Here is a 1,522-nt window from a genome sequence, read left to right on the forward strand (position 1 = left end):
AAGTGTTACAGCTAACTCAAGAAGTTTAAGTACTTCTTTGGAAAGACTTTCTACTGGTCTTAGAATAAACTCCGCAAAAGATGATGCGTCTGGTTTGGCTATCGCTGATCAACTTCGCACTCAAGCTTCTACTTTGGGACAAGCTATTAACAATGGTAACGATGCAAATTCACTTTTGCAAACTGCTGATAAAGCGATGGACGAACAAACAAAAATTCTTGATGCGATTAAAACTAAAGCCACTCAAGCGGCTCAAGATGGACAAAGCACTAAAACAAGAAATATGCTTCAAGCAGACATCAACCGCCTTATGGAAGAATTAGACAATATCGCTAACACCACTTCTTTCAATGGTAAGCAATTGCTTTCTGGTGGTTTTACTAATCAAGAATTTCAAATCGGTTCTCAATCAAATCAAACCATCAAAGCAAGTATAGGCTCAACTCAATCAAGTAAGATTGGGGTAACTCGCTTTGAGACAGGAGCAAAGATAACCGCTGCTGGTAACGCTCAAATCACCATTAAAAACTATAATGGTATTTCAGACTTTAAATTCAACGAAGTTGCGATTTCTTATAGTATCAACACAGGTATTGGAGCTTTAGCTGAAGAGATCAACAAATCCACCGATAAAACAGGCATTCGTGCAAGCTTTAAGGTAACTACTACAGGAGCCTATGCTATAAAAGGTGGAAATACAAGCGATGATTTTGCGATCAATGGCGTAACTATAGGTAGGATTGATTATAAAGATGGCGATGAAAACGGCTCTTTAGTGCAAGCGATCAACGCTGTAAAAGATACAACCGGTGTTGATGCAAGCCTTGATGCAAATGGACGCATCGTGCTTGACTCTAAAGATGGTAGAGGTATATTCATTGAAGGTAATATGGGTGCTGGTTCTGGTGTAGGCACAAATATGAATGTGAATTTTGGACGCCTTAGCCTTGTGAAAAACAATGGACAAGACATCGTTATATCAGGAACTGCTTCGGCTATAGGTTTTGCTAATATCACTGATGTTTCTCAAGCTTCTGTTTCTTTAAGAGAAAGTAAAGGTATCATCGGTGTGTATGAAGCTGATGCTATGGGCTTTAATGGGGATAGATTTGGGAAATTATTTTTCTCTTCAGCTTCTGCTGCGGGAATTCAATTCAGTGTTGGTATGAATGTCACAACCATAACAGGTTTTTCTGCTGCAGGTGCTTTAGGCCAAGGTGGCTTTGTATATAGCCAATCTTTAACTGCCATGGTGCATTCAGTTACAGGACAACTTAACACCAGTATTGCTTATACTGCAGGTGCAAACCTTGTAGATCAAACCGCAGGCGTAACCACCCTAAAAGGTGCAATGGCTGTTATGGATATAGCAGAAACTGCTATCGCAAACCTTGATACCATTAGAGCAGATATAGGTTCGGTGCAACAACAAATCGAAAAAACGATCAACAATATCACTACAACACAAGTGAATTTAAAATCTGCTGAATCAACCATAAGAGATGTGGATTTTGCAAGTGAA

1 protein-coding gene is annotated in these 1,522 nt (G+C 39.4%); it reads left to right on the forward strand.

Translation table 11 applies throughout. From position 1 onward, the window contains the following. A partial coding sequence (locus tag CQA38_RS09135; protein WP_137633692.1) for a flagellin occupies positions 1-1,522 on the forward strand: 1,522 nt, incomplete at both ends.

The organism is Campylobacter sp. MIT 12-5580, assembly GCF_005406235.1.
In the GTDB taxonomy this organism is placed as follows: Bacteria; Campylobacterota; Campylobacteria; order Campylobacterales; family Campylobacteraceae; genus Campylobacter_D.